The 18,814-nt window shown below is 63.4% G+C and carries 20 protein-coding genes; 9 read left to right on the top strand and 11 right to left on the bottom strand.

Annotated elements, in window-relative coordinates:
- Positions 1-5: 5 nt before the first annotated feature.
- Positions 6-290 (bottom strand): helix-turn-helix domain-containing protein, encoded by a 285-nt coding sequence (locus tag NT26_RS22260; RefSeq protein ID WP_077547684.1) that lies wholly within the window; start codon positions 288-290, stop codon positions 6-8.
- Between the two features lie 127 nt (positions 291-417).
- On the opposite strand from NT26_RS22260, the gene NT26_RS03920 reads away from it, so the two are divergent.
- The gene (locus NT26_RS03920; RefSeq protein ID WP_052637491.1) at positions 418-1,257 is read left to right on the top strand and encodes a universal stress protein; all 840 of its coding nucleotides are present in this window, start codon (positions 418-420) and stop codon (positions 1,255-1,257) included.
- Positions 1,258-1,344: 87 nt separating this feature from the next.
- A complete protein-coding gene (locus NT26_RS03915; RefSeq protein WP_052637489.1) occupies positions 1,345-1,962 on the top strand; it encodes a hypothetical protein in 618 nt (205 codons plus the stop codon).
- A gap of 19 nt (positions 1,963-1,981) precedes the next feature.
- On the opposite strand, the gene NT26_RS03910 is transcribed toward NT26_RS03915, so the two are convergent.
- The 3 genes from NT26_RS03910 to NT26_RS03900 all read right to left on the bottom strand — a co-directional run bounded on the left by NT26_RS03910 (position 1,982) and on the right by NT26_RS03900 (position 4,024).
- The gene (locus tag NT26_RS03910) at positions 1,982-2,899 is read right to left on the bottom strand and encodes a c-type cytochrome (protein WP_052637487.1); all 918 of its coding nucleotides are present in this window, start codon (positions 2,897-2,899) and stop codon (positions 1,982-1,984) included.
- Positions 2,900-2,967: 68 nt separating this feature from the next.
- Positions 2,968-3,411, bottom strand: coding sequence for a c-type cytochrome (locus tag NT26_RS03905; protein WP_052637485.1), 444 nt, complete (start codon positions 3,409-3,411; stop codon positions 2,968-2,970).
- 172 nt (positions 3,412-3,583) lie between these two features.
- Positions 3,584-4,024: a c-type cytochrome gene (locus NT26_RS03900; protein WP_052637483.1), complete on the bottom strand. Its 441-nt coding sequence runs from the start codon at positions 4,022-4,024 to the stop codon at positions 3,584-3,586.
- 199 nt (positions 4,025-4,223) lie between these two features.
- Here NT26_RS03900 and NT26_RS03895 point away from each other — a divergent pair, with 199 nt between their 5' ends.
- Positions 4,224-5,429, top strand: coding sequence for a glycosyltransferase family 87 protein (locus NT26_RS03895; protein ID WP_162197774.1), 1,206 nt, complete (start codon positions 4,224-4,226; stop codon positions 5,427-5,429).
- Here the strand turns inward: NT26_RS03895 and NT26_RS03890 are convergent.
- Positions 5,404-6,033, bottom strand: coding sequence for a LysE family translocator (locus NT26_RS03890; RefSeq protein ID WP_052637479.1), 630 nt, complete (start codon positions 6,031-6,033; stop codon positions 5,404-5,406). The genes NT26_RS03895 and NT26_RS03890 overlap by 26 nt on opposite strands.
- A 124-nt stretch (positions 6,034-6,157) precedes the next feature.
- Here NT26_RS03890 and NT26_RS03885 point away from each other — a divergent pair, with 124 nt between their 5' ends.
- Positions 6,158-6,853: a helix-turn-helix transcriptional regulator gene (locus NT26_RS03885; protein ID WP_052637477.1), complete on the top strand. Its 696-nt coding sequence runs from the start codon at positions 6,158-6,160 to the stop codon at positions 6,851-6,853.
- Here NT26_RS03885 and NT26_RS03880 read toward each other — a convergent pair.
- Positions 6,850-7,692, bottom strand: coding sequence for a metallophosphoesterase (locus NT26_RS03880; RefSeq protein WP_052637475.1), 843 nt, complete (start codon positions 7,690-7,692; stop codon positions 6,850-6,852). The genes NT26_RS03885 and NT26_RS03880 overlap by 4 nt on opposite strands.
- 168 nt (positions 7,693-7,860) lie before the next feature.
- On the opposite strand from NT26_RS03880, the gene NT26_RS03875 reads away from it, so the two are divergent.
- A complete protein-coding gene (locus NT26_RS03875; protein WP_052637473.1) occupies positions 7,861-8,475 on the top strand; it encodes a DUF2799 domain-containing protein in 615 nt (204 codons plus the stop codon).
- 57 nt (positions 8,476-8,532) lie between these two features.
- On the opposite strand, the gene NT26_RS03870 is transcribed toward NT26_RS03875, so the two are convergent.
- Positions 8,533-9,135, bottom strand: coding sequence for a superoxide dismutase (locus NT26_RS03870; protein ID WP_052637471.1), 603 nt, complete (start codon positions 9,133-9,135; stop codon positions 8,533-8,535).
- Between the two features lie 295 nt (positions 9,136-9,430).
- On the opposite strand from NT26_RS03870, the gene NT26_RS03865 reads away from it, so the two are divergent.
- A complete protein-coding gene (locus NT26_RS03865) occupies positions 9,431-10,174 on the top strand; it encodes a sulfite exporter TauE/SafE family protein (RefSeq protein ID WP_425287723.1) in 744 nt (247 codons plus the stop codon).
- Here NT26_RS03865 and NT26_RS22635 read toward each other — a convergent pair.
- On the bottom strand, positions 10,171-11,496 hold the full coding sequence (locus NT26_RS22635; RefSeq protein ID WP_152338568.1) for a DNA methyltransferase family protein: 1,326 nt from the start codon (positions 11,494-11,496) through the stop codon (positions 10,171-10,173). The two genes, NT26_RS03865 and NT26_RS22635, sit on opposite strands and share 4 nt — an antisense overlap.
- Before the next feature lie 295 nt (positions 11,497-11,791).
- On the opposite strand from NT26_RS22635, the gene NT26_RS03855 reads away from it, so the two are divergent.
- Positions 11,792-12,988 (top strand): IS256 family transposase, encoded by a 1,197-nt coding sequence (locus tag NT26_RS03855; protein WP_052637467.1) that lies wholly within the window; start codon positions 11,792-11,794, stop codon positions 12,986-12,988.
- Positions 12,989-13,236: 248 nt separating this feature from the next.
- Here the strand turns inward: NT26_RS03855 and NT26_RS03850 are convergent, their stop codons facing one another.
- The 3 genes from NT26_RS03850 to NT26_RS22630 form a co-directional block, all read right to left on the bottom strand.
- The gene (locus NT26_RS03850; RefSeq protein ID WP_052637465.1) at positions 13,237-14,982 is read right to left on the bottom strand and encodes a type IIL restriction-modification enzyme MmeI; all 1,746 of its coding nucleotides are present in this window, start codon (positions 14,980-14,982) and stop codon (positions 13,237-13,239) included.
- Positions 14,983-15,050: 68 nt separating this feature from the next.
- Entirely contained in the window at positions 15,051-15,929 is an 879-nt protein-coding gene (locus NT26_RS03845) for a branched-chain amino acid aminotransferase (RefSeq protein ID WP_052637463.1), read from the bottom strand.
- A gap of 192 nt (positions 15,930-16,121) precedes the next feature.
- Positions 16,122-16,280 (bottom strand): hypothetical protein, encoded by a 159-nt coding sequence (locus NT26_RS22630; RefSeq protein WP_156157122.1) that lies wholly within the window; start codon positions 16,278-16,280, stop codon positions 16,122-16,124.
- A 399-nt stretch (positions 16,281-16,679) separates the two neighbouring features.
- Here NT26_RS22630 and NT26_RS03840 point away from each other — a divergent pair, with 399 nt between their 5' ends.
- Both NT26_RS03840 and NT26_RS03835 read left to right on the top strand, forming a co-directional pair.
- Positions 16,680-18,167, top strand: coding sequence for a phospholipase D-like domain-containing protein (locus tag NT26_RS03840; protein WP_052637461.1), 1,488 nt, complete (start codon positions 16,680-16,682; stop codon positions 18,165-18,167).
- Positions 18,164-18,799 carry an exopolysaccharide biosynthesis protein gene (locus tag NT26_RS03835; protein ID WP_082077626.1) on the top strand — a complete coding sequence of 212 codons (636 nt, stop codon included), beginning with the start codon at positions 18,164-18,166 and terminating at the stop codon, positions 18,797-18,799. Before NT26_RS03840 ends, NT26_RS03835 begins: the two co-directional genes overlap by 4 nt.
- Positions 18,800-18,814: the final 15 nt, after the last annotated feature.

Here is an 18,814-nt window from a genome sequence, read left to right as displayed (position 1 = left end):
CTCCTCTATGTATTCCGTCTCGTTGGGGGCGAAGCATCAATGCTGCTTCGGTCGGGCATCGTCGAAAGCTCCGGCCCCGGACACCGCAGTTGATCCTGCGAGCTTGTCTCCCGAGGCCGCGTTTCGTGACGCCGGAGAAAATCCTCGAGATCCGCATCCGATACCCGCCACCCCTTGCCGATATCGATTGCCCGAAGATCGCCGTCCCTGATCCAATGGCGAACCGTCGCCTCGCTGACCCTCAGGCGATCAGCCACTTCCTGCACCGTCTGATATCGATCCTGTGGCATCGCATGGCACCGTTTTCTGTCCTATGGCGCAAGATAGCGACGGATCACCGAAAATGGTTGATCTGGATCAAGGGAGACCAGGCAAGCTTGTGGTCACCTGTTCCGGACTTGGATGAAAGGAAGAGAGATGACCCGCGCCCGCCTCGCCTACATGCCCCTGATCACCTATCCGGACATTGCCCCCGACGATTCAGTCTCGGCAGCTGTGGCGGTTGCAGTCGCGCTGGGGCTCGAGCTTCACGCGAAGACCTTCTCAGTGGAAATCCCGCGCGCATCCTCGGCCCTGGGAGGCGTTCTCCTCGACCTGCCTGAAATGATCCGCACCACCGAGGAAAACAGCGTCGTTCAATGCCGCCGCCTGGAAGATCTTGTCAGGCAGCAAGCTGGCACAGCCGTGAAGGCGGAATGCACCACCCGAAAGCTGGCAGCAGGCCTCACCCTCGACGCCGCCGCCATCCAGGCGCGATACTATGACCTTTCCCTGCTTCCCTGGGCGAAGGACAAGCTGACGATCCAGGACCTTGCCCAGGCGGTCGTCTTCGGGTCCGGCCGCCCGGCGATCCTCGTGCCTCCGTCGGCGATCCCCGAGAAGATCAACCATGTCGCTATTGCGTGGGATGGGACGCGCGTTGCCGCCCGGGCGCTCGCGGATGCCATGCCGCTGCTGACCGATGACGCGCGCCTCACCGTGCTCACGATCCAGGATGAGAAACAGCTGGAGCGCGGGGACATCGCACCGGCCCTTGCCTCGTCGCTGCAGTTGCGCGGCCTCGACGCCCAGGCGAAAAGCGTCCCGCTGGATGGCCGACCGATCGCGGAAGCCCTTCAGGCTTCTGCAGCCGAGGCCGGCGCAGACCTTCTTGTCATGGGCGGCTTCGGGCATTCGCGTATTCGTGACTTCATCCTCGGCGGCGCTACCAAGGGAGTCTTCCGGGACCTGCGCATGCCGGTCCTGCTCTCCCACTAGGGCGAAGAGCCATCAGCAGGCAGAAGAGAATCGCTGGTGGTTGAACCTTGCCGTGTGCTACTCCCTCCACCGAGGGAGTTTCCGCGAATGCTCGTGCTGCGTCGCCTGCTGTTGTCCATGATGCTGCTGTCCGTTCCGGTATCGGAGACCGCGGCCCACAGTCTGCGTGCGCCACGCGACACATCGGGCATATCGATCCCGTCGCTCAGCCACGGCCAGATGGAGGTGGTGGCGAGGCACAGGGACGAGATCCACGCGCTCGCCTCCTGGGTTGCGGTGAAGGATACAGAGATCCGCACACTGCTCGCGTTCAGCCGCACGCAGTTTGCCCGTTGCCTCTGGGGCCTGATGCCGTTCAGCATCCAGGACGAGGCAAGCCCGATGAACGAGTGCAGCCACGCCTATCTGGCCGCCGACCGCGCCATGCTGGTGCGCATGCGCGACCTGCCCTTCTGGCAGGATCGCTCCAGGTCTTTGTTCGACGCGGTGGACAAGGAAATGGTCGAAGAAGGGGCATCCCTGGTGCTCTGCATCTTCAGCGCGACCGATTTCAACACGGCCTCGCCGGTTGGGCCCGACTGGCACGACTTCGTCGAGCACCGGCCGAGCCTCATCGTCATCGTCCTCGCGGGCGGCACAATGATGGCGGTGATGGCGCTGGGGGCGTGGATGATCTTTCGGCGTCCACGGTTGATGGCCGCCTAGGCTTTCCCGCCGAACCAGACTACTGCCGGGCCGGAACGGCCTTCAGGTAAACGGCGATCGCCTCCAGATCCTCCTGCGGCAGGTGGGACAGGTTCTTCTGCACCTCCACCATTGAGCCGCCGACAGAATCGTAGTCAGGCGTGAAGCCTGTCTGGAAGTAGCTGACGAGATCGGCCTCGCTCCAGGAGCCGACCGATTGCGAGCCGGGCGTGATGTTCGGGATACGACCCTCACCTTCGGGATTGGGACCGCCGCCCAGCCATTGGGCCGTCTGGAGACCACCCAGGGCATTGCGAGGCGTATGGCATTCGCCGCAATGGCCAAGTCCCTCGACGAGGAACTGACCCCGCTGCAGCTTTTCGTCTGCGGAGGCAAGCTCGATACGCGGGCCGTCATCGAAGAAGAGGAACTTCCAGCCGCCGAGCGCAAGGCGCATGTTGAAGGGGAAGGAAAGGTCGTGCGGCGGCGCGACATTGCTGCTGGCCGGCAGCGTCTTCATGAAACCGAAGAGATCGTTGACGTCCTGCAGGCTCATGCGCGCATAGGAGGTATAGGGAAAGGACGGATAGAGGTGCTCCCCTTCCCGACCGACGCCGCGCAGCATGGCATTGCCGAACTCTACCAACGTCCAGTCGCCGATGCCGGCCTGCGGATCGGGCGAAATGTTCGGAACATGGAAGGTGCCGAAGGGACTGGTGAGCGCCAGGCCTCCGGACATGACCTTGACGTCGTCGCCCGTCGCGCCCTTGGCTGCATGACAGCCGGTGCAACCGCCTGCCCAGAACAGCATCTCGCCGCGGGCGATATCCGGCTCATCGAGATTGGCCCAGGCTTCCGCCGGGAACGGATCCGGCTTCGTCAGGAACCAGGCGACCGCTACGCCGACTGCAACCAACGCCGCTCCGGCACCCAGCACCCGTTTCCACCGCAAGGCCATTCCCATTCTCTCCAATCATATTCGCCAATGCCGGCGGCACGATCCCACCGCCGGCACCGGTTCACTTACTACTGCTTCTTTGCCCGGAATGTCTCGTGACAGTCCGAGCAGATGGCTCCGAGATTCCGCATGGCCGCACCAACCGCCGCCTGGTCCGCCGGCAGGGAGGCGAGCTGCGCCTGCGCTTCGGCGTGAAGCTTCTCGGCACTGGCCCGGAATTCCTCGGGCTTTTCCCAGATCGCCGGCAGCGCCTCCGTCTCATGGCCGCTCTCCGTTCCTGCCGGGAAATGGTCCGGGAAGGCCTGAATGTTCGTGCTGATCACCGTCAGCGACTGCTCGACCACCGCCGCGTCGTAGGGTTTCTCGCCCTTGGCGATCGCACCCATGGCACCGACCGACTGGCCGATCTCCTTCATCAGTTTCTGCCGCACGACCTGCGGCTCCTCCTGGGCAAGGGCCGGAGAAAGACCGAGACAGACGGCAGCGGCAATAAGACAGGACCTCGACAGCATTCGCATACTCCTCCCGAAGTGCCGGCACCGCCGGCTGTTGACGACGGGCACGATGCTCCTTGCGGCGAAAGGGGAAAAGTAACAAGGCGGTGATGGGTTACCGCTTGGGGAGCGGGCGCGAGAAACGCACAGAAAGGGAGGCGGCAGGCCCGCCGCCTCAGCCCGGCCTGTGTCACCGCTTGACGCGATAGGTTTCGTGGCAGTCGCCGCAGGTGGCGCCGAGCGTCTTCATGGCCGCACCGACGCCGGCCTGATCGGCGGGAACAGAGGCGAGAAGCGTGTCGGCTGCAGCGCCAAGCTTTTCCGCCTTGGCGGCGAAGTCGGCCATGTTTTCCCATATGGCCGGAGCGGCCTCGGTTTCGGCACCCGTCTCCGTGCCGGCCGGGAACTGGTCCGGGAACGCCCTGGCATTCGTGCTGATGCCCTCAAGCGCGGTCTGCACAACGGCTGCGTCATAGGGCTTCTCGCCCTTGGCGATCGCACCGAGCGCGCCCATCGACTGGCCGATCGCCTTCATCTGCTCCTGCCGCACGACCTGCGGCTCCTGGGCAACGGCAACGGACATACCGAGACAGCCGATCGCGACGGCGAGAGCGAGGGACTTGAGGCGCATACAGTGATCTCCTTGTTACGCCGCGGCGCGGCGTTGATGATGCGCCGCAACATGGCCGCTTCGGCTGCTGGAACAAAGTAACAACCCGGTGATTTCACCGGGAAAAATGGGAAGGGTTGCCAAGCGAGCCAATCGCCTCCCCTGCAGCGTTTTGTTCACCGGTGCATGGCATCCTGCGGGGCGAACGGGGATCGATGGCATGACCGGAAAGGCTTGGGCCGGACAGCGCGCCGATGTGGAGCTGCGCCTCTTCGCCTGCCTAGCGATCTGCGCGATCGGACTCCTGTTCTGGCTCTACGGCAGCGGCCAAGACCTATCCTCGCTCTTCTGGACCAACCGCGATTTCGCCAATTACTGGATCGCATCCAAGCTTGCGCTGGAGGGGCGCGTCCTCGACCTCTTCAGCGGCCAGGACATCTATTTTGCCCGGATGCAGGAGGTCTTTGGCCAAGATTATCCCTGGCACAACTGGAGCTATCCCCCCCATTACCTGCTGCTGGTCCTGCCCTTCGGCCTTCTTCCCTATGTGGCGAGCGGGATCGTCTTTCAGCTTGCGACGCTGGCGCTGTTCCTGCACGCCGCGAGCCTTGCCCGGGCGCCCGAAGCGCGCGGCTACTGGCTCCTGCTGCTGCCGTTCATCGTCTGCAACCTGCACCTGTCGCAGAATGGTTTCCTGACCGCCGCGCTGATGCTCTACGGCCTGTCGCTGCGGTTTCGACGGCCGATCCTTGCAGGCGTCGCGATCGGGCTCCTGACGATCAAGCCGCAGCTCGGCCTGCTCCTGCCGATCCTGCTGCTCCTGGAACGCCGCTGGCAGACGATCGCCGCAGCGACCGTGTCGGCGACGCTCGCAATCGCCGTGTCGGCTCTCCTGTTCGGTGTGGATGCCTGGACCGGGTATGTCGCCCATAACCTGCCCTACCAGACGATCGTCATGACCGATTTCGGCGGCTTCTTCCTGCATCTCATGCCTTCGCTCTACGGTGCGGCCCGCAGCCTCGACCTCGATGCCGCGACTGCGATGATGCTTCATCTTCCCGTAGCCGGCCCTACCTTCGGGGCGTTTCTCTACCTTGCCTGGCGGCTGAAGACACCAGAGGCGCGCAGCCTCTCCCTGCTGTTCGCGACCTTCTGCATCGCACCCTATTCGCTGCTCTACGATCTTGGCGCGCTCTGCGTCCTGGCTGCAGCCGAGAATGCGCGGGAACGGATGCTTCCGCAGGGACAAGGCCGAAGGTGGCGCATGCTCATGCTGGCCGCGGTCTGCCTCTTGCCCGTCCTTGCCCTTCCCTTCTCGCTGGCCGGCCTGCCGATCGCCCCGGCCGTTCTGCTGCTCGGATGGGCTGCCGCCGTGACGCCCCTGCCCGAGAGGAATGCGGTCAACGGAGCCCCTCGGCGAGGGTGACCAGCGATACGGCGACGAGAAGGATGCCGGCGCCGCGGCCGATCCAGATCGTGGCCGTGGCGTTCCCGACGATTGCCTGCCGCGCCCTGCCCGCCGCCAGCGCCAAGCCGCCATAGACGGCTAACTGGGTTGCGGCCGTCATCAGCCCCATGACCAGCGCCTGCGGCAGGAGCGGACCGAATTCCGGCCGCAGGAACTGCGGGTAGATCGCCAGCATGAAGAGATAGGCCTTCGGGTTCATCAGGCAGGTGATGGCGCCGCGGCGGAAGGCCTGGGCGTGGCTTCCTACCTGTGCCTGACCGACGCCGTCGATCACGATCGAGCTGCGCATCAGCGTGTAGCCGATCCAGGCCATGTAGAGTGAACCGGCTATCAGGAGCGGCGTGAACAGGACTGGAATGAAGCTCGCCAGCAAACCAACGCCAAGCGCTCCGTAGAGCGAGTGCACGGCGCCGCCCGCCATGATCCCCCCGGTCGCGGCCATGCCGGCGGGGCGGCCACGAGAGAGCGAATGGGCTAGCACGAAGATCATGTCCATGCCCGGAACGATGATGATGCCGAACAGCAGGGTGAAGAAAAGCCAGAGGTTCTCGCCATAGGTCATGTCAGTTGCTCATCTCGGCCGCATTGCCCTGAAGGGTCGAGCGGCTTGTTTTTCCATTGGATCTGGGGCGGTATACGGCAAGGCAACTGACAGCGTTCTGTCAGTTGCCTTGTGGGAGGAAGAGATGCGCAAGGCCTCGCGACTGTTCGAGATCATCCAGATCCTGAGGCTCGCCCGCCGGCCGGTGACGGCGGCACAGATCGCTGCACAGTTGGAGGTGACGCCGCGATCCATCTATCGCGACATCGCGGAACTGCAGGCGATGCGGGTGCCGGTCGAAGGTGGGCGCGGCATCGGCTACATCCTGAGGCCGGGCTTCACGCTGCCTCCGCTGATGCTGACGGTGGAGGAGACGGAGGCGATCGTGCTGTCGCTGGCGCTCCTGGAGCGTACCGGAGACACGGGGCTGAGGCAGGCTGCCAAGCAGGTCAACCGCAAGATCGCCGCCGCCGTGCCGCCACCGCTTGCGGCGACCTTCAGCGCCAATGTCCTGCATGCCTGGGGTAGCGTCGCGCCTGCGCCGGAGGCGGTCGACCTCACCATGGTACGCCGGGCTATCCGCGACGAGCAGACGCTGCAGCTCGACTACCGGGACGAATTCGGCCGGCTGACCGAGCGGACGATCCGGCCCATCGCACTCATCTACTATTCGCAGACGGCCAACATCGTCGCCTGGTGCGAGCTACGGCAGGCGATCCGCAACTTCCGCGCCGACCGCGTGGAGCATTGCGAAGCCGGGCTACAGTTCTTCCGCGGCGAAGGCGACGGCTTGCGCAGGCTCTGGATGGATGGCTGGCAGGCCGGACCGAGCGCGGCCTAGAAAGCCAAGGTGCGGCTCTCCTCGCGACCGAAGCCGATGATCCGCAGCCGGTCGGCGAAGATCTCGGCAATGGCGAAGGCATTGTCCGTTTCCGTGTCCACCATGCCTTTGAAGTTCACGTACCAGGTCGAGCCGTGGCGGCCGAGATTGCCGTCGTGGTTGTGGCCGCTCAGATAGGCAAGCACGTTGCCGGATCGCTCGAACAGGTCCACGACGCGCTGCCAGTCCCACAGATTGTGGTTGTTTTCCGGATAGAGCGGGTAGTGGCCCGTCACGACCACCTTCTCGCCGGCAGCCGCGGCGTCCGACAGCGTCTCGGCGAGCCAGTCGAACTGGCGATCGCTCATGCCGCCATTCCAGGTTTGCGCATTCACCGCCCCGGCCGCCTCCAGCGCCTTCAGGCGTTCCTCGGCACGCGCGCGGAAGGGATGCCCGGCGGGGGCGCCGAACAGACTTTCCTCGCTGCCGTCGATGACGACGAAGCGCAGGCCGGCGCGGCGAAATTGATGGTAGGGCGCCGGCATGCCGAGGCGCAGGTGAACCTCCGGGAGGTACTCCGGCTCGACCAGGAAATCGTGATTGCCCGGAAGCAGGATGCAGTCGTGGCGCAGCGGCGAGTATCGCTCCAGCACCCGGACGAAACTGTCGTAGCCGCGATCAATCAGGTCTCCGAGCGTGACCACGAAGGCGAGATCCTCGCCGTTGAAGGCAGCGACGGCCTTGTCCAGCTTTTGAAGGCTTCTGTCGTAGTGGCGGTCGAGGGCGAGATTGGGCGGGAGAGGCGCGTATTGCGGATCGGCAATGATGCCGAAACGGATCAGGGGTGTGTCAAGCGGCATGCGGGACTCGGGGACGGCAGGATCGATCCGACCCTAGAGCAGGCCATCTTAACAGCCGTGTGACGGGCAGTGCCCCGGTCGACAAGGGGACAATCCGCCAGTCTCTAGTCCATTCGCGAAATTCGTGCTTATTGCGGATCGGGGAACCTGAACGGGGGATTTTTTGGAATGCGTTACCTGCCGATAATGGGCATGGCGGCTGTACTGGTGTCGCTTGCCTCCTGCAATACCATGTCGAAGGAAGAGTGCCGCGTGGCGGACTGGGCGGTTGTCGGCGATACCGACGGCGCGGCCGGCTACGATCCGCAGACCCGCTTTGCCGATCACGTGCGCTCCTGCTCCAAGAGCGGCGCCGTGCCCGACCAGACGCGCTGGTACGAAGGCTACCAGGCCGGCATCAAGCGTTACTGCACGCCGCTGAATGGCGCCTCGACGGGAGAGGCCGGGCGGACCTACCACAATGTCTGCCCGCCGGAACTGGCGACCGACTTCATGCGCGGCTACAGCCTCGGCAAGCGCGTGCACGACCTGCGCTCGCGGATCAATTCGCTGAACTCCAGCGCAAGCTCCAAGGAATATGAGGCCGACAAGCTGCATGACGATATGAAGAAGGCAGCCGACAAGGATCGCCGCGCCATCCGCGACAGGATCGACGACCTGGAGCGCGACCGGCGCCGTGCGCGCCGCGAGGCCGACGACCTGGGCTATGAGCTGAGCGAGGCCGAGCGGGACCTCGCCTTCTTCCGCCAGAACCCGATGGCGCAGTTTTCGCAGGGCTACTGACCACGAAAAAGGGCTCCGGCGGTCACCGGAGCCCTTTTTCGTTCTGACCGGGCGAAACTACTTCGTGGCAACTTCGTAGCGCTCGAGCACGTAGTCCCAGTTGATCAGGTTGTCGACGAAGGCTTCGAGGTACTTCGGACGGGCGTTGCGGTAGTCGATATAGTAGGAGTGCTCCCAGACATCGACGCCGAGGATCGGATCAGCACCGTGAACCAGCGGGTTCTCGCCGTTCGGGGTCTTGGAGATTTCCAGCTTGCCGTTCTTCACCGAAAGCCATGCCCAGCCCGAGCCGAACTGGGTGGTGCCCGCCGCAACGAAATCCGACTTGAACTTGTCGTAGCCGCCGAGATCGCTGTCGATCGCCTGCTGCAGCTTGCCCGGAAGCTTCGTGCCGCCGCCATCCTTCTTCATCCAGTTCCAGAAGTGGATGTGGTTGTAGTGCTGGCCGGCATTGTTGAAGAGCGTCTGGTGCGTGCCGTAGGACTTCTTGATGACCTCTTCGACGGAGAGATCGCCCATGCCTGCCTCGGAGGCCAGCTTGTTGCCGGTGTCCACATAGGCCTTGTGGTGCTTGTCGTGGTGGTATTCCAGCGTCTCCGCCGACATGTAGGGCGCCAGCGCGTCGTAGGCGTAGGGGAGTTCGGGAAGTACAAAGGCCATGATCTTACTCCTTTTCGGCAAAATACCGTGAACAGCGTCGAGCCGGAACATAGGTTCCAAGCGAACGGGAGGCAACGGGCCGCTTGCCAAAAATCGGGCCGCCACAGGCAAGACATGCTGCAACCGGCGCGAAGGAAGAAAACTCGGCGGACTGCGGCCGGTTCGGGGTCCGCACCATGGCCGCCAGCGGCGGATCCCGCCGAGATGGCGCTTGCGTGAATGATGCCGGTGGGCGCTTGCGAAACGGCGCTGCATTGCGGCATGTTGCGGCACGCGCCCTTTTCAAGGAGATGGCATGCCCGACATTCTGAGCACCGATCTCCTTCTCTTCATCGCCGTCGGCTTCGTCGCGCAGATCATTGACGGTGCGCTGGGCCTTGCCTTCGGCGTTCTGACAACGACGATCCTTCTCTCGCTCGGGGTGCCGCCGGCCGTCGCCAGCGCCATGGTGCACGTGACGGAATGCTTTACCACGGCGGCCTCCGGCCTCTCGCATGCCTACCATCGCAATGTCGACTGGCGGCTCGTGGCGCGGCTGGCGCCGGCCGGCATGCTGGGCGGCGCGATCGGCGCCTATGTGCTCTCCAATATCGACGGCTCGGTGATCGCGCCCTTCATCTCGCTCTACCTGATCGGCATCGGCTGCTTCATCCTGTTCCGCGCCTTCCGGCCAAAATGGCCGCGCGATGTGCGAGACTGGATCGTCCCCTATGTCGGCGGACTGGGCGGCCTGATGGATGCCATGGGCGGCGGAGGATGGGGACCGATCGTGACGAGCACGCTGCTCGGCCGCGGCCATGACCTGAAGAAGGTGATCGGCTCCACCAACCTCACCGAGTTTGCAGTGACGACGGTGATCTCCGCCACCTTCATCCTGGCGCTCGGCTGGTCGGAGCTTTCCGCCGCCATCGGCCTCATCATCGGCGGCGTGCTGGCCGCCCCCTTCGGCGCCCTCGTCCTCAAGCGCCTGCCGGTAAAGCCGCTGATGATCGCCGTCTCGCTGATCATCATCGTCACGGCCGCCGCCCGGCTGCTCTAGGCCGCGCGGCGGAAGGCGAAGCGCTTGCCGTCGGTCGTGGAGACGAGGCCCATGCGAAAGAGCGAGGCGAGCACCGCATTGACGGCCGGCAGGCACTTGCGGCCCTGCTTGAACGACGAGGCGATGGCGAGCGCATCGACGGCGCCCTCGGCTTCCATCAACTGGTGCAGGACGGCCGGCGTCTGGTCGCGTTCGTCCGACGGGAAGCTTGGCTTCGGACCCGCAACGGCGGCGAGGATCGCTTCGCCGAGATCGGCTTCCAGCTGCTCTTCCTTTTCCCTGGCCGAGCCGAAGCGCGGGATCTGGTAATCGGGGCGCAGCCAGCGCACGAGGCCCCGCCGTTCCTCCTTTGCCCGCTCCTTGTTGAGCGCGACGAGGCGGGAAAGTATCTCCTCCTCGGCCAAATCCACCGGCCAGCCATAGGCGTCCGCCACGGCGGCATCCAGCCTTTCGTGCAGTTCCTTCAGGATCAGCACGAGGCCGTCATCGAAGATGCGGCGCTCCCTGGCGTCGAGATCGTCGGGATTTGTGCCCGCTTTCAGCCGCTCCAGCACGTTGTAGAGGCCGGTCAGCGTCAGGTGCGGATGCTCGGCCAGCACGCGCTTGCGATGGGCGTCGAGCTCTTCGGCAATGGCGCCGATGGCGGCTTTTTGCGCGTCACCTTCGTCATTCTTCGAAAGAACGGGAAAAGGAAATTTGGTGAAACACTGGGTGTTGTAGACTGGGGTATTGGCTGCGCCTGCCCTGCCACCGGTTCTAATTGAGAACATCTCATGAAACCGGGACATAAGGACGCCGAACAAAAAGCTTTCTTCGCATATGATGACTCTAAGCTTCTGGTCCGGCAGAATATCACTTCGAAGCTTGACGAATACACGTTGGGGGGAATTCTCAAGAGTACATATATATTGATCTAGATCGACCAATCCTGCTCTCAGCTCTGAGCGGTTAGCCTCGAACTTCCAGTATTCTTTCGCCAGTCTTGGGTTGCGCTCTCTCACCCTCGCTGGCTTTACGTGCTCAAGAACGTGTTGGTAGGCCCTCGGAAAGTCTTCGCGCAGTTCGCTTTCCGAAAGTGTATTCAGGTCCAGAACGAACAAACCTCGCCACCGTTGACCAACATCATGACCATTAAAAATAGGAGGGGCGAAAATGTCCGCTTCTTGAGAGTCTTCAAATAAGAAGTCGCGAGCTTTCCGATCGATTAAGAGGCCGAGGGAATAGGGTTTCACGCCCGCGTGGCAAAGGCCTGAGTTTGCAGCGAGATTAGTCATACTGTGCAAGTCATGACCCGCAGTAAGATCATGCAGGATTTCCGGCACCCACGTCTCCACATAGGGGGCATCCTGCTTCGCCTTTCCAGAGACTTTCTCATGATCTGGCGCCAGAACCAGTTGCGCTAGGCCGCGGTCCTTCCCTACTGCGACAAAGCAGACTCGAACCGCAGCGTCTGCCTCCTGAGGGATCGTGTCCCGCCGAGTGGTGTAGCTGGGTGATAGCGAAGCCGCTCGCGAGTGCACCCTCCAAGGTGCTGTAGGGAGCGGGCGGCGTAGCGGTGGTCACCAGTGTTTTCCGGTAGGGTCGGGTTGCTTAGAGCCAACCTGAGGGACACCACCGATGACCGACGACATGATGAACCTGCGCTCACTCGTTGAGAAGAGCGCCGACGCCGATTTGCTGCGCGAGATGATCGGCTTCGCTGCCGAGAAGCTGATGGCGCTGGAGGTCGGCACAAAGACGGGCGCGGGTTATGGCGAGAAGAATGGCTTCCGACTTGCCCAGCGCAACGGCTATCGCGACCGGGACTGGGAGACACGGGCGGGCACCGTCGAGCTGCGCATTCCGAAGCTTCGCACAGGCAGCTATTTTCCAAGCTTTCTCGAACCACGCCGCATGGCAGAGAAGGCCCTGACGGCGGTGATCCAAGAGGCCTATATCCAAGGCGTCTCGACCCGATCCGTCGATGACCTCGTTAAGGCCATGGGCATGTCGGGCATCTCCAAGAGCCAGGTATCCCGGCTCTGCGAGGAGATCGACGAGAAGGTGAAGGCCTTCCTCGACAGGCCCATCGAAGGGGAATGGCCCTACCTTTGGATCGATGCGACCTACCTCAAGGTCCGGCGCGGCGGGCGCATCGTCTCCGTCGCCGTCATCATCGCCGTCGGCGTCAACACCGACGGTCGACGCGAGGTGCTCGGTATGGAGATCGGCACATCCGAGGCCGAGGCGATCTGGACAGAGTTCCTGCGTAAGCTGACAAGGCGGGGTCTGCGTGGCGTCAAGCTCGTCGTCTCTGACGCACATGAAGGCATAAAAGCCGCCGTCTCCAAGGTTCTCTCGGCCACCTGGCAGCGCTGCAGGGTTCACTTCATGCGCAATGCGCTCGCCCATGCCGGAAAGAGCGGACGCCGTGTTGTCTCCGCCTTCATCGCCACGGCCTTTGCCCAAGACACGTCAGAGGCTGCAAGTACCCAATGGCGCAACGTCGCCGACCAGATCAGGCCGAAGGTGCCCAAACTCGCCAGTCTCATGGACAGTGCCGAGCAAGACGTGCTCGCCTACATGACCTTTCCCAAGCAGCATTGGGCCAAACTCCACTCGACAAACCCGATTGAGCGATTGAACGGTGAGATCAAGCGACGCACAGAGGTCGTCGGCATCTTCCCAAACGACGACGCCATCATGCGCCTAGTCGGTGCGCTGCTGCTCGAACAGAACGACGAATGGGCCGTCCAGCGGTCCCGCTACATGACACTTGAGACAATCGCCACGATGAGCGATGATCCGCTCATCAGCCTGCCAGCCGCAAGCTGATCCATTCCCGGCTCTGTCCGGAAGCACGGCGACCGCCAAAGCTACACCACGCCGGGGGGCACGATCTCCTGAGGCCAATCATGGTCAGGGATGGCGAACTTGATTTGCCATTTTTTCCCAAGCGCTCCAGAGAAAACCTTCCTGTTCTGCTGCATTCGCAATCGAGCAGTTGATACGAATCCTACTTGGGTAGGATTAGCCCTCTTGCTCAATGCGAGTATCCAGAAGAAGACTACGAAGTCCGCAGCTTAGTTGAACTCTGGATACGCGAGTTTCAACGCATCGACATAGCCGTCTCCAAGAAGCGAACGCATTTTACGGTTAGAGACAAAGGGAGGGTTGCCGACGATGTAATCCGCCTTCGGCCAGTCCGGGCGGCGCGGGTTGGGATAAGTTTCCACCCCGTCCACGACCTTCGGCACGGGATAGCCATCCCATTTCAAGACCGCATCCATGTTCTGGATGTTTTTGAACGCCTTCAGGATCGGCTCGGAGGGGGCGACGCCCCGGTTGCGGAAATGCCATTGCAGGTGGCCGATCCAGAGCACGAGTTCGGCGATGGCCGCGGCGCGCGGATTAACTTCGATGCCTAAGAACTGGTGGGGGTCCACCGTGTGGCTTTCGAGCGCCAGTCCTTCCTGCCCGCCGAGATTGACGAGCGCTTCCAGCACCTCGCCTTCCAGCCGCTTCATCAGTTCCAGCGAGACATAGAGGAAGTTGCCGGTGCCGCAGGCCGGGTCGAGCACGCGGGTTTCGCAGAGTTTTTCGTGGAAGGCGCGCACGGTGCGGATCGCCGCTTCCGCCTTGCCTTCCGATTTCTGCCGGTCGGCGGTGGAGCGGGCGGCATCCCACTCGGCACGCAGCGGATCGATGACGGTGGCGATGACCAGCCGCTCGACATAGGCGCGCGGCGTGTAATGGGCGCCGAGCTTGCGGCGGTCGGCAGGATCGAGCGCCTGTTCCAGGAAGGTGCCGAAGATCGCCGGCTCGACATCCTTCCAGTCATGGTTGGCGGCGGCCAGAAGCTCGCCGATCTCTTCCCTGGCAAGCTTCAGCGCCCGGCGGTTCTTGAAGAACTCGCCGTTGAACCTCTTCACCTTCTCGCGGATCGTCGCGGTGAAGCCACCCTCATCCATGGCGCGCCACAGGTCTTCCATCATGCCGGGGAAGATTTCGGGCTTTTCCGCACAATCCTTCAGGAGTTCCTTGAAGCAGTCCTTCGGCAGGAGCTCCACATCCTCGGCAAACATGGTGAAGAGCATGCGCATGAGGAACATGGCCACCTCTTCCGTCGGGTAGCCGGATTTCTCCAGCGCCTGGCTGACCTTGGCGATGCGCGCGGCGATCTCGCGCGTCACCTTTGCGGCATGGCGGGAGGGATCGAGCGAGACCGGATCGGTCCAGATCGCCTTCAGCCGGTGGCGGACCTTCTCGTCGCGCAGGTCCTCCAGATAGATGCGGAAGGAGCGGCGGTCCGGGAACTGGTCATAGGCCTTCCCGTCGCGGCGGAAATTGGCATAGACCTCGATCGCGTGGCCGACATCGCAGACGAGCACGAAGGGCGGCGGCTCGTGGGAGGCGGGCAGCAGGCGGACATAGTTTTCGGCCTGAGCGCGCGCGTTCATCATCAGCACGTCCCAGGAGCGGTTGGCGCTGGCGCGGCGCCCGCGGGGCGAGGATTCCATGCCCGGCAGCTGCGGCGCATCGGCAATCTGCTTCTCGCCCGCAAGGCGGCTCTGCTTGGCTTCGAGAACGAAGCAGTCCTTCTTGTAGAGATCGATGCGCTTGTATGATGTGGAGCCGTCGCGGGCGACCTCCTTTACGACGCGCTCGAAAACGTAATCGTTGCCTTCGGTGGTGGCGGAGGCGGGATCGGGATGGGGGAGGCCGAGCAGGTCGGTCAGTTCCGTCAGGAAGAGCGCATAATTCGCCCTCTCCTGCCCGCCTTCCTGCCCCTGCCAGCGGGTGATGAACGCTTCAACCTTGGCCTGCACTCTCGTCCCCTGCCCTGTTCGGGCGCATTCTTAATGCCGTGGGGACGAGACGCAAGACGGGATGAGGCTCAGGCAGCCGTGGTGCGGGCCCAGTCCATGTAGAGGTCGAGCGCCTTGCGGGCGACGGGGCCTTCCTGGAGGTCGCGGTCGTCGAGCTTCGTCACCGGCACGATCTTGGAATAGTTGCCGGAGGTGAAGATCTCGTCGGCATTGCGGAAATCCTCGACCGTCAGGGTCACTTCGCGGACGTCGTAGCCCGCCTCGCGCAGGAGGCCGATGACGCGGGCGCGGGTGATGCCGGAGAGGAAGGTGCCGTTGGCGACCGGCGTCATCACCACGCCGTCCTTGACCATGAAGATGTTGGAGGAGGCCGTTTCGGCGACATTGCCGTTCATGTCGCGGGCCAGCGCATTGTCGAAGCCGCGCGAGCGGGCCTCGATGATCATGCGGCCGCTGTTGGGATAGAGGCTGCCGGTCTTGGCAGCCGTCATCGCCACTTCCGGGTTGGGGCGGCGATAGGGCGAGACGGTGAGCGAGGAGGGCTTCGCCGCATGCATCGGCGCCTCGAAGAGGCAGAGCGCGAAGCGGGTCGATTCCGGGTCGGGCGCCACGACGCTGAAGGACGTGCCGTGCTCGGCCCAGTACATGGGCTTGATGTAGATCGCCGTCTTGCCGTCGAACTTCTTCACGCCTTCCAGCGCCAGCCGCTCGATCTCGCCCGCTTCCATGGTGGGCTTCAGGCCCATGTTGGTGGCGGAGCGGTTGACGCGCTGGCAGTGCAGGTCGAGGTCGGGCGACAGGCCGTCAAACCAGCGCGCGCCGTCAAACACCGTGGAACCCAGCCACATCGCATGGGAGGTCGGGCCGATGAGCGGCGGATTGCCTTCCAGCCACTGGCCTTCGACATAGGTCCAGGTTGCGGTGCGGGGTGCGGTGTTCACGGGCATCGTCGTCTCCTTGCGTTTGGCGGGAGTGAAGGCCCCGACAACCGGCGAGGTCAAGATAAATCTTGCCGCGGGCGGGCCTCTCCGGTCCGCCTGCTTTCAAGACGCAGCATTGATTTCATTCGACCTTTTCCAGAATCCAGCAGGATCCGGAATGGGTCGATCACAAAATATCATGCGAAGGGGCGACGGCCGTCAGGAGCGGCTCGGCGGTGGAAGCAGGGGATTGCGATCCGGCCGAACGGCTTCGATCAGGCTGTCCTGCATGCGCACGGATCCGAACCGGTCAAGCAGCACGATGCTCAGGATGCAGCCGAGCAGAAAGAGCATGAAGAACAGGAAGGGCAGACGCATGGGAAACTCCGGGATGGAACGCAAGACATATCCACAGACCCATCTCTCGGAGACGGGGCTTTACAGAAACGCCAGGAATGCGACCTGCTCAAGGCAGCACCAGACGTTGTCCCCGGTCGTGTCGCTGCCCCCGTCAGGGAGGGGACGGCCCGGCATCCTGCGTTCGCGAAATCGCCGAGGTCGTCAGCATGTCACGGGTAGGCCCGGATTCCGGCGCACTTGCGAGCATCGTGCTCAATACCGCCATGATCAGCAGCAGAAAAATCACCGGCAACGCGAATTGCATGGATCGTCCCTTCTTCGTCGCTGACGGAACCGCGTCCGGCCTGAATCGTTCCAGAACCGGTGCCGCCTGATCGGCGCCTCCAGGCAGAAACTGACAGTGGGGCAAGGCAAGAGATGGCGTCGATTTTGGCGGAGGGCGAAAGCTGCTGGCGCGTGGCGCGGGCCGACCGTTTCTCGGTTATCGTCGATGCGGCCGATTTCTTCCGGTATGCCAAGCAGGCGATGTTGAAGGCGAAGCGGTCGATCTACCTGATCGGCTGGGACTTCGATACGCGCATCCGGCTGGAGCCGGGCAATCCGGAGGCACAAAGGCCGGACAAGCTCGGCCGCTTCCTCAATTCACTGGCGCGCCGGAACGAGGAGATCGACATCCGCATCCTCAAATGGGATGTGGGCCTGATCGCCTCCCTGACCCGTGGCGAGACCCCCTTCTACATCCTGCGCTGGCTGTTCAACAGCCGCATCCATCTGAAACTGGATGGCGCGCATCCGGCCTTGTCGGCGCACCACATGAAGCTTCTCGTCGTCGACGACAAGGTGGCCTTCTGCGGCGGTATCGACATGACGATCGGGCGGTGGGATACCAGGGACCACAAGGAGAAGGACCCGGCGCGACGCTCCCCCTTCGGGTTTGCCGAAGATCCCTGGCACGACGCGACGAGCTGCTGTTCCGGCCCCGCCGCTGCAGCGCTGGCGGATCTTGCACGGCAGCGCTGGCAGCTCGCCACGGGCGAGGAACTGCCGAAGCCGGAGAACCCCGATCAATCTTGGGACCCCTGGCCGGACGATCTGCCCGTGGAGTACCGGGAGGTCGACGTCGGGATCGCCCGCACGGCACCGGAATATGGGGAGCGCAAACAGGTGGTCGAGATCGAGACTGCCAAGCTCGCCATCATCGCCGCGGCCCGCAAAACCCTCTACATCGAAAGCCAGTACTTCGCGTCCCGCCGCATCGCAGAGGCGATCGCAAAGCGGCTGAGGGAGCCGGACGGTCCGGAAGTGGTTCTCATCAACCCCAAAGGAGCGGACGGCTGGCTGGAAGCGAAGGCGATGGATTCAGCGAGAGTGCGGTTGATGAAACTGGTCCACGAGGCGGATATCCACGACAGGTTCCGCATCTACCATCCAGTCAACGCCGCCGGCACACCGATCTATGTGCATGCGAAGCTGATGATCGCCGACAACCGGATTCTGAAGATCGGCTCTGCCAACCTCAACAACCGGTCCATGGGGTACGATACGGAATGCGACCTGATCCTCGAGGCCGGCGAAGACCAGCCGGATCTTCACGCTGCGATTCTGGAGGAGCGGAACGCGCTACTGGCCGAACATCTCGGGCGCCCGATCGAAGAGGTGGAGGCAGGCCTGCAACGTGCAGACGGCTCATTGATCCGGGCCATCGAAATACTGAACCGGGAGAGCGGGCGCGGTCTTCGGCCAATCCCGATGCGGGAGCTGACGCCCGACGAGGAGCTGATGGCCGAATCCGACCTTGCCGATCCGGAACGGCCGGCGGGTCTGCGCTATCGGACGCCGAAGCTCCTGCGCCGAAAATTTCCGCGCACCGCCCTCCTGCATGCCGAGCATTCGGAGGCGAGATGACTACGCGCTCGACAACCGACCAAGTCGATGCGGGTCCGACCAGCGGAGGCGGTCAGGCCGGCGAAGGTCTCTCACATCTGGTGCAGAGCCTCAGCCACCTGGGAAAACGGCATGACAAGGTGTCCGTCCACCAGATCCGCGAGGAGATCGGCGAACGCAGCTTCGGCCCGTTCCTGGTCATCCCCTCGCTGATCGAACTCAGCCCCGTCGGCGGGATCCCCGGTGTGCCGACGGCGCTAGCCGCTATTGTCAGCCTGTTCTCGCTGCAGATCGCCTTTGGGATGAAGCACCTCTGGCTGCCGGACTTTGTGGAGAACCGCAAGATGCCGGGAGACAAGCTGAAGGACGGGCTGAACTTCCTGCGGCCGCCTGCGCGGTGGATCGACAAGGTGCTGAAGCCGCGCCTGCGCTGGATTACCCGGCCTCCTGCCATTCAGGTCATTGCAGCGGCATGCCTGCTGCTTGCCGCCGCAGTCCCGCCGCTGGAACTCATTCCCTTCGGCAGCACCTTGCCGATGGGCGCGATCGGCCTGTTCGGCCTCGCCCTCATGGTGCGCGACGGCCTGCTGGCCTTCCTGGCCGCAATCCTTGCGGGCGGAACCATCTACATGCTCTACAGGCTGGTTCTCTAAGGCCGGAGTGTCACC

It is taken from the genome of Pseudorhizobium banfieldiae (genome assembly GCF_000967425.1).
GTDB lineage: Bacteria > Pseudomonadota > Alphaproteobacteria > Rhizobiales > Rhizobiaceae > Neorhizobium > Neorhizobium banfieldiae.
This window is presented reverse-complemented; position numbering and strand designations above follow the sequence as displayed.